This is a genomic window from Dermabacter sp. HMSC06F07 (assembly GCF_001807345.1).
Classification (GTDB): domain Bacteria; phylum Actinomycetota; class Actinomycetes; order Actinomycetales; family Dermabacteraceae; genus Dermabacter; species Dermabacter hominis.
On sequence record NZ_KV788583.1, the window covers coordinates 75589 to 84742 of the forward strand.

Sequence of the window (9154 nt, forward strand, 5' to 3'; positions counted from 1 at the left end):
GAATTGCCACCTTAGCCTGGCCCGATCACGCGCGGTCGACATGCGTGAACACGCCCCACGAAAAAGGAGTTTCCCGTGAAGTACACGCACCGAGTGCAGGTCTCGGCGCCCTTCGATGTTGCCCTTGAGGCGGTGCGCCACGCCCTCGCCGAGGAAGGCTTCGGGGTGGTGTACGAACTGAACATGCAGGGCACCCTCTCCAACAAGATCGGCGCTGAAGCTGGCGCCGAGCTCGGCCCATACGTGATTCTCGGTGCGTGCATCCCGGCGCTCGCGAGGCGCGCTCTTAACGCCGATCCGTCGATGGGGGCGCTTTTGCCGTGCAACGTCGTCGTGCGTGCAGGGGAGAGCTACGAGCAGAGCATCGTTGAGTGCATCGACCCGACCGTCATGAGCGGGCTCAGCAGGGGCGAGGAGGTCCGCGCTATGACGGAGGATGCCGACCACGGCCTCCGTACCGTTCTCGCGAGCATCGACCATTTCGTCCCCGCGCGGGGCGCAGGAACCGGCGCCCCCGCGGCCGTCACGGAAGCGTCCGCCGTGCGCCCGCCGCAAGCATCGCATGCCGTTGGCGTCGAGGTCGCGGGGGTCGAGGGCTATCGACCCGTGATCGTTGGCCACCGCGGAGCAGCACTCGTGACGACCGAGAACACGCTCGCGGGCTTCCGTCAGGCAAAGACGGACGGCGCCGGCGTCGTCGAATGCGACGTGCACCTGAGCGCCGACGGCACGCCGATCATCATGCACGACGAGACGATCGACCGCATGGCCGATCCATCTTCTATTCCCGCAAAAGGCGCGATCAAGGACCTCACGAACGCCGAACTTTCACAGGTGTCACTCCAGGGTGGCCACGGTGTTCCGCTCCTCACGGAGCTTCTCGCGATGGACGACCTCGAGCTTTATGTCGAGGTCAAGGTCGCGTCGGCCGCGACGGCTTCGGCGCAGCTCATCCACGATAAACGCCCGGGGCACGGCGAGCGTGACACGGTCATTTCGTTCGTTCCCGAGGCTCTCGCGGCTGTGCACGAGGTTGCCCCGCACGTGGGCCTCGGCCTCCTCGTGAATGCGGTCGAGGAGTCGACGTGGGACACGCTCGAGGAGCTCGGCTGCACGTGGCTGAGTTGCAGCGTGGACGGTCTCACCCCCGAGGCCGCGAAGGAAGCGCACGCGCGTGGTTACAAGATCAACGTGTGGACGGTGAACACGGAGGAGCAGCTCACAAAGGCCGTCGAGCTCCGCCCCGAGTCGATCTCCACGGATGATCCCCGCTGGGCGATCGAACAGCTCGCGGCCCGCTAAGGCGTCGCGTCTCTCATCCTGAGACCGCGACTTCCCGAAAGGTGGCCGCGGCGTGTAAGTTTTCAAGAGCGCCTTTACCACTCAGTATCGACAGAGGTGTACGAAGACGACTGCATACACTCACGACAAAGGATGATTGATGGCCACTTCACTTGATGCGACCCTTGAAGCCGTTTTACGCCGTAATCCCGGCGAAGGCGAATTCCACCAGGCGGTCAGGGAGGTTTTCGAATCGCTCGAACTGCTCCACGCTCGGCGCCCCGAATACGCCGAAGCCGCGATCCTCGAGCGCATCGCCGAACCGGAACGGCAGATCATCTTCCGCGTCCCCTGGGTCGACGACGAAGGCAAGGTGCGGGTGAACCGCGGCTTTCGCATCGAGTTCAACTCGGCGCTTGGCCCCTACAAAGGGGGATTGCGCTTCCACCGCAGCGTCAACCTCGGCATCGTGAAGTTCCTTGGCTTCGAGCAGATCTTTAAGAACTCCCTCACGGGCCTGCCAATCGGTGGCGGCAAGGGCGGCTCCGACTTCGATCCGCACGGCAAGTCCGACGCCGAAATCATGCGCTTTTGCCAGTCGTTTATGACCGAACTCTTCCGCCACATCGGTCCCGATACCGACGTCCCCGCGGGCGACATCGGCGTGGGCGGCCGCGAGATCGGCTACCTCTTTGGCCAGTACAAGCGGCTTGCGAACCGCTTCGATGCCGGCACCCTCACCGGCAAGGGCCTCAACTGGGGTGGCTCGCTCGTGCGCACGGAGGCGACCGGTTACGGCGCCGCGATCTTCGCGAACGAGATGCTCAAGGCGAAAGGCCTCGACTTCGAAGGTCGCCGCGTGCTCGTGTCCGGCTCCGGCAACGTCGCGCTCTATGCCATTGAGAAGGCCCAGCAGATCGGCGGTACCGCGATCACGGCTTCCGACTCGAGCGGTTACGTCGTCGACGAGGGGGGAATCGACCTCGACCTGCTCAAGCAGATCAAGGAGGTCGAGCGCGGTCGCATCCGCGAGTACGCCGAGCGCCGCGGCGGCAAAGCGCGTTTCGTGGAGGGTGGCAACGTGTGGGAGGTCCCCGGCGAGATCGCCATTCCTTCCGCTACCCAGAACGAGCTCGACGCCGCGAGCGCAAAGACGCTCCTCAAGAACGGCCTCATCGCGGTCTCCGAGGGTGCGAACATGCCCTCGACCCCCGAAGCCGTGGACCTTTTCCAGGAAGCTCAGATCGCCTTCGGGCCGGGTAAGGCCGCTAATGCCGGCGGCGTGGCAACCTCCGCCCTCGAAATGCAGCAAAATGCCGCGCGTGACTCGTGGACGTTCGAAGACACCGAAAAGCGCCTCACCGACATCATGGTGAACATCCACGACACGTGCGCCGCGACAGCCGAAGAGTACGGACGCCCCGGTGACTACGTCGTCGGCGCCAACATTGCGGGCTTCGTGAAAGTTGCCGACGCGATGCTCGATTTTGGTGTGATCTAGGCGTGCAGCTCGCGGTGACGCGATGAACACCGTCGTCTTCGCGACGGTGATCGGCGTGGGCATCGGCCTCGTGGTCGGTGCCCTCGGCGCGGGTGGAGGCATCCTTTCTGTCCCCGTACTCGTGTTCGTGCTCGGCATGGCGCCCCACGACGCGACCGGTGCCTCACTCGTCGTCGTGGGCCTCACTGCGATCGTCGCGCTCCGCCACCCCGCACAGCAGGGCAATGTCCGCTGGAGGGAGGGACTCACCTTCGGCGCCATTGCCATCGTCGGCGCCGCCCTCGCCTCGCGACTCTCCCTTTTCGTGCCCGACCGAGCCCTGATGCTCAGCTTTGGTGCACTCTTGCTCATCGTCGCAATCGTCATGGCGCGCCGCGCCTACACGACGAGGCTCGAAGAGAACGCGAAAGAGAGGGGGCCGACGCTTGCCGGGCAACCGTCGGAACCCGAACCCCAACCCTCCTCCCGGCTTGCCCTCGTGTGTGCTGCGAGCGCCACGGGGCTCCTCACGGGCTTTTTCGGCGTCGGTGGAGGGTTCCTTGCCGTGCCGATGCTCGTGATCGCGCTCGGCATGCCCATGCGTGCGGCGTCGGGCACGAGCCTGCTCGTCATGATCATGACGTCCGCCGCGGCGCTGCTCGCGAGGATCGGGACACCCACGCATATCGATTGGCCGTCGGTACTCATATTCGCGGCCGGAACGGTGCTCGGGGGGATGGCCGGTGGGCCCCTCTCGGCGAAGGCGCGGCCCTCGAGCCTCACGGCACTTTTCGCGGTGCTCCTCGCGGGCGTCGGGGTGCTGACGCTCGCGACCGCGTGAGCATTCGTATCCTTCACCACGTATGGATCACCTCGGGGACCTTTCCACTTTCCCCTCGGGACAACGGCGTTTACTGTGGGGGTGTTCCTGCGTCTGCGACACGCCTAGGAGGTCCCAGTGGTAGAGACCTACCCGATCCTCACCCTCGTTCCGCCGATCCTCGCGATTCTCCTCGTGATCGTGACGAAACGTGTGCTCATATCGCTCTTCGCAGGCGTCGTGGCCGGCGCGATACTGATCGCTGACTTTTCTCCGCTCGGCTCGCTTGGCGAGGTCGGTAAGGCCGCCCTCGGACTCGTGTGGGAAGACGGCGGGCTGAACTGGTACACGATCCTCATCATCGCCTTCCTCCTCGAACTCGGCACCATCACGTCTCTCGTCCTCATGGCAGGCGGGACGTCGGCGTTCTCGGACTGGGTGGAAAAGCGCGTAAAGACAAGGCGCGGAGCCCAAATTCTCACGGGCCTTTTGAGCCTTTCGTTCTTTATCGACGACTACTTCAACGCCCTCTCGGTGGGGCAGATCGCGCGGCCCATCTCGGATCGGCAACGCGTCTCGCGCGCCAAGCTCTCGTACCTGATCGATTCGGGCGCGGCCCCCGTCGTCGTGCTCATCCCGTTCTCGAGCTGGGGTGCCTCCCTCATCGGCATCATGGCCCCGATCCTCGCGGCCTCCGCTCTTCAGATGAGTGAGGTCGAGGCTTTCGTGCGCGCCGCGCTTATGAACTTTTACGCGGTTGCCGCGCTCGTGTTTTTGTGGCTCGTGATCGCCTGGCAGCTCAATTTCGGGCCCATGCGTAAGGAAGAGGAGCGAGCCTTCGCCGGAGAGGGCGTGCACGCCGATGAAAAAGACGCTCCCAGCCAGGCGACTGACAAGCTTCCGCGTCACGAACCGGGCGCGAAGCGCGCGCTGCTCGTTCCGTTCATTCTGCTCATTCTCGGTGTCGTGGGCGGAATGTACGTCACCGGCGGCATCGAGGCCGGCGCGTGGGATCTCTTCTCGACGATGGCCAATGCCAACGTGGCGCTGTCCCTCAACGTCGGCGGCATCATCGGCCTCATCGTCGCGTTCTACTACCTGTACCGCTACACCCTCTCCAACCCGGTCTTCTCCTCAACCGTGCGTTTCGGTGGCGCTTTCCAGGGCGCGAAGTCGATGCTTCCCGCGATTTCGATTCTTCTTCTCGCGTGGATGCTCGGCGCCGTCATCGGCGATCTCGGCACGGGCAGCTTCCTCGCCGACGTCGTTGCGCACGTGAACCTTCCGGCTCACTGGCTCGTCCCGATCCTGTTTGCGATGGCCGGTCTCATGGCGTTCGCGACCGGCTCCTCGTGGGGTGCGTTCGGCATTCTGTTGCCGCTCGCGGGCCAGCTCATGAATGCGTCCCCCGGAGGCAATGAGCTGCTGATCGCCGCGTTCGGCGCGGTCATCGCCGGCAGTGTTTTCGGCGATCACTGCTCGCCGATTTCCGATACGACGATCCTGTCGAGCACGGGCGCCGGCTGCAAGGTGAGTACGCACGTGAACACGCAGCTTCCCTACGCGCTCGTCGCGGCCGGATCCTCGCTCGTGGGTTACGTCGTGTTTGCGGCAACGGGAGTGGCGCCCGCGGGCTTCGCCGTGATGCTTCTTGTGCTTGTCGCCGCGGCCCTCGTGCTGCGTGCGCGTTACGGCGGTGAACGATCCGTGAACTCCGGTGTTGCCGCTGGCGCAGCCTGAAGTTCACCGACGGGCAAGGCCCTGTGAGGACTCGATTTCTAGCCTGAGCTCGACACTGTTTGTCGAGTTCAGGATAGAGATCATGCCCTGAGTATCCCGGTTTTCACACTCGTCACCTCGCCCAGGTAACGGCAACCGTGGAAGCTGGCGACACTGCCTACGTCGACGGCAACGGCACCACAGAAACCATCACGAAATCCAGCTGGCAAATGCCCCGCTCCGCCTGCTGCCAACCCGCCAGCAGACACAGCACCGACAACATCATCATCGAAGCCCACCCAAAGAGTTGACTTCATTCAACCGTTAGGGGCTTAAGTCCGCTTCTCGCTCCTTTTACGTGGCAGTAAAGTTTCTCTGACTCCCTCTTCGGGGCGTTACGGGAGCAGCAGTGATGCTGCAAGTGAGTAGAGGATTCTCGCGTGGGCGGCTGGTCTAGTAATCGTGTGTTTCGTCGTGCTGTTTTGTTGACGGCGTATGGGGTGTCGGCGGCGTTGGTGTCGGTGGGTTTGGTGCCTGCATCGCAGGCCTGGGCTGATACCACTCCTCCCCCTTCTCCTTCGCCTGTGGAGCAGGCCGCTCCCACCTCGGGTGGTGTGGTTGATTTTCCGTCGGCTGTGATCCAGGCCCGAGCGACGGGCAAGCGTGTGGAGGTGACGGCGGAACGATCGGAGTCCTCGAGCACGTGGGTGAATGCGGATGGGTCGGTGACAACAGAGCAGTTCGCGGCCCCAGTGCGGTTCAAGAACGATAAGGGTGAATGGGCCTCATTTAACACTGATCTGGTTGAGAAGGCGGATGGTTCGCTTGCTCCCACGTCAGTGCCCGAGGGAGTTGTGTTGGCGGGGGAGGTGAAGGGCACAGATGCTCAACCGGAAGGATCTCTGGAAGGCTTCCCGGTTAGCTATGGGTAGTAGGCGCGCGGAGGTATCAAGAAAAATGGCTAGAGAGCCAGAAGAAGAAGACTTAGAACACCCAGAAGAGCCTGAGGAAGACAGTAAATTTCATAAATTCCTTATTCTGATAGATTCTGCTACTTATGCGACTCTTCACACACTTCCCGAAGGGTTAACATCCGTCTCAATCGCGGTAACTGTAGTAGCCAGTTTTTTGCTGACGTATACCGGCTACGAGCTTCTTTTGAAAGAGGACAAGAAGTTTTCACAAGGTGGGCCATGGGTAGCTCTTAGGGAGAGCCTGAGTGTCGCTTTAGGTACATCGCTTGTGACATCAGTGTGCACAAATTCGATAGTCCTGACGGTGATCTCTCTGGTCGCGGCAATAGTGTTTGAGCTACTTCTGCTCGGGTGGACTAGACTTTGAACTGTGTGGCGCATACAAGTGCGATTGTGTGGCCGGTGCCAATAGTCTCTGGGGAGCGCAATCCCATCGGGGCACGGGGTGCTGGAATGCTGATGGGGTGGGCTCCCGCTAATGCCCTGGTGGCTGAGTAAGAATTAGGAGCACTTATGTGGGCTGAAAGCAATAGATCAACCTTTCGTAAGGCACGAAAGACTCTAATGCAAATTTTGATGGAGGAAAATCCAGCAAACATCCCAGATTTTATTCTGCAGGAGTCCTCGTTGGTGTACTCTGCCGAAGCAAATGCTATTTACAGATACGCTTGCAATAACGTTCAAGAGGATATCAGTAGTGAGCAGGTAGAACAGGTAATATATGATGCTTGCCTTGACCCGCTAGATGATAATGCTGTAAGTCGCGCAGCAGAGAGAATCGTGGAGGCGTTAGGGAAGTGCCACTCGTGGCACAATGGACCCGTTTAGTACGTCAGGAATGAGACGGGGGCTTCGGCAGTAAAGTCTATTTCAGTATCCCACATACGGATTTGGGTAATCTAGATGCGGCAAAGTAAGCAATTCGAGTCTCGGCTGCCGCGGATCACGTCGTGGCCCTCGCATTCTCGGCCTGCTGGGTCGGTGCTTGCTGGGCCCGTGCTTAGTTGGTCGCCACTGCCGGGTGTGGGTGTTAGCTGTGTAGGTCGCCTAACGCCACGGCGAGGTTGTTCCGCTCGCCTACTCTACTGTCTGCCGGCGTTGCTTTTTTGATGGTGATGCCGAGCTTTTGCCACGGACACTCCTGCGGAGACGATCGTTTGTTGGGCTGGGTGGAAGGAATATGACGAGCCCGTGGAAGCCTCCGAGGCGCGTACGGTTTCAGGTCCAGTTGGGTGTGGATGGTTTGGTGCAAAAGTACGCGCGACGAGTGATGCGACCGCATGTCTGACCCTCATGGGTGTGCACCTCTACAACCGGGCGACAGGGAACTTTACCTCCACAGACCCCGTCCCCGGCGGAAACTCCACGGCATACAACTATCCCACAGAGCCCATCAACCAGTCAGATCTTGATGGTCAAAAGCGGAACTGGAAACGCGCACGGCGCGGAATTTCAAAGTGATGGGGAAGAAATCACCGAAAAGTCGCTGCTGGGGCTGTCTATGCAGGGGCAATCGTGTTGGGGGTTTCGTGTGGTGTATCAATTATTTGCGGTGCATTCGTGGGAGCTGCAGCTGGTTTTGGTGGATACGCCGCGCGGTATGCTGGAATACGGCGGCGGAATTGGAAGCGCGTTGGCATTGAGAATGCGCTGGCTTGGCTCGCGGATACTGCAATGGGCACTGCTGCCCGTTGCGCGGCGGGCGATTGAGCAGTATGCGAGGGCCAGGATTCCGATTCTCAGCGGGGAAGACGGCGCGAGGCGCGGACTTTGTGTGGAAGCGTACTCGTAAATTTGGCTTCCACTCGCACGGGGTCCCTGGGCAATCCTGTTGGAGGGTCCTTCACTACCATAGGCGCCCTGGAATTGGCCGTCACCGGCCTGGGAGAGTTTCTAGATGATTCAGTCAAAAGACGTACTGTTTCCAGTCATCGTGTTTGTTGACGACGGTACATACAGCGTTGTGAAAGATGTTCACGAGCTGGACAGGCAGACGTATGAAATAAGATTGCACGGCGAACTTGTCTGCATACAAGACGGTCTCGGCAAGGTATGGGTGTGGAACTCCGCGGATGCGAGAACCGCTGTACTTGAAGGGTTTGAGCTGACGCCGCGGACGGTTGGCGACATTCTTGAGGCGCGAAACACTCATGTTGTGGAAACTGCGAACCGGGGTCTTGCCAGGAATCTGATTTCTAAACTGTGGTCGAACTAGACCTAGTACTTGCCATGCAGGACGCGCCATCTACACGTCGACCTCGACGAGTGGTCTCGCGGGCTCTGTAGCGATGGATGCGATCTTCACCCAGTACAACCCGACCACGGGGCTTGTGGACGCAGTCGCTGTCGCCAGCGCCGCCGGTACTCTGACCGGGACTGCTACGACGGGGAAGACACAAACCCTTACCTTTGACTCTGCTGATCGTCCGACGGGCGGGTATGTGTATGACCTGTTCGGCCGCCAGACCACGGTCCCGGCAGCACACGCCCCGAACCCCAGTAAGGGGAACATTAATCTCGCGTACTTCGATAGTGATCTGCCGCAAAAGATCACCCAAGGCGACACCACCACAACCTTCACGCTCGACGTGTCTGCCCGTCGGCTTACTCAAACCACGGTTACACCGGCGGGGACGACTACGACTACGCGGCATTACGCCGACGATAGTGACAACCCGGCATGGGTGGACGTGAAGGAGCCGAACGGTGCCGTGGAGACGACCCGGTTTACGGGGTCGATTAGTGGGGATCTCGGCGCGACCATCAAGACCGACGATGTCGCGGAGTTGACGTTGCCGAATATTCACGGTGACATCGTCACCACTGTGCCAATCCCGGCGACCGCGACCGCGGATACTCCTGCGGAGACGATCGCTGGTT

At 61.0% G+C, this 9154-nt stretch carries 8 protein-coding genes; all 8 read left to right on the plus strand.

Annotated features, from left to right (window positions below; genetic code table 11):
• Window positions 1-75: 75 nt before the first annotated feature.
• Window positions 76-1302, plus strand: a complete 1227-nt coding sequence (locus HMPREF3157_RS10535; protein ID WP_168161690.1) for a glycerophosphodiester phosphodiesterase family protein — start codon at window positions 76-78, stop codon at window positions 1300-1302.
• A gap of 139 nt (window positions 1303-1441) precedes the next feature.
• A complete protein-coding gene (gene gdhA / locus HMPREF3157_RS04860; protein WP_210386271.1) occupies window positions 1442-2782 on the plus strand; it encodes an NADP-specific glutamate dehydrogenase in 1341 nt (446 codons plus the stop codon).
• 22 nt (window positions 2783-2804) lie between these two features.
• Window positions 2805-3602, plus strand: coding sequence for a sulfite exporter TauE/SafE family protein (locus HMPREF3157_RS04865; RefSeq protein WP_034371237.1), 798 nt, complete (start codon window positions 2805-2807; stop codon window positions 3600-3602).
• Between the two features lie 117 nt (window positions 3603-3719).
• The gene (locus HMPREF3157_RS04870) at window positions 3720-5321 is read left to right on the plus strand and encodes a Na+/H+ antiporter NhaC family protein (protein ID WP_070435686.1); all 1602 of its coding nucleotides are present in this window, start codon (window positions 3720-3722) and stop codon (window positions 5319-5321) included.
• A gap of 861 nt (window positions 5322-6182) precedes the next feature.
• Entirely contained in the window at window positions 6183-6641 is a 459-nt protein-coding gene (locus HMPREF3157_RS10425) for a hypothetical protein (protein WP_141740625.1), read from the plus strand.
• 1041 nt (window positions 6642-7682) lie between these two features.
• The gene (locus tag HMPREF3157_RS04880) at window positions 7683-8066 is read left to right on the plus strand and encodes a hypothetical protein (protein ID WP_141740626.1); all 384 of its coding nucleotides are present in this window, start codon (window positions 7683-7685) and stop codon (window positions 8064-8066) included.
• A 105-nt stretch (window positions 8067-8171) separates the two neighbouring features.
• On the plus strand, window positions 8172-8489 hold the full coding sequence (locus HMPREF3157_RS04885) for a hypothetical protein (RefSeq protein WP_070435689.1): 318 nt from the start codon (window positions 8172-8174) through the stop codon (window positions 8487-8489).
• A gap of 73 nt (window positions 8490-8562) precedes the next feature.
• Window positions 8563-9154 (plus strand): hypothetical protein (locus HMPREF3157_RS10540; protein WP_168161691.1); only part of this gene is annotated, 592 nt, incomplete at its 3' end.

What these genes read in the sequence shown, in the direction of transcription:
- gdhA (WP_210386271.1), top strand. Translation starts at nt 1,442, where the DNA reads ATGGCCACTTCACTTGATGCGACCCTTGAAGCCGTTTTACGCCGTAAT.
- HMPREF3157_RS04865 (WP_034371237.1), top strand. Translation starts at nt 2,805, where the DNA reads ATGAACACCGTCGTCTTCGCGACGGTGATCGGCGTGGGCATCGGCCTC.
- HMPREF3157_RS10425 (WP_141740625.1), top strand. Translation starts at nt 6,183, where the DNA reads ATGCTCAACCGGAAGGATCTCTGGAAGGCTTCCCGGTTAGCTATGGGT.
- HMPREF3157_RS04885 (WP_070435689.1), top strand. Translation starts at nt 8,172, where the DNA reads ATGATTCAGTCAAAAGACGTACTGTTTCCAGTCATCGTGTTTGTTGAC.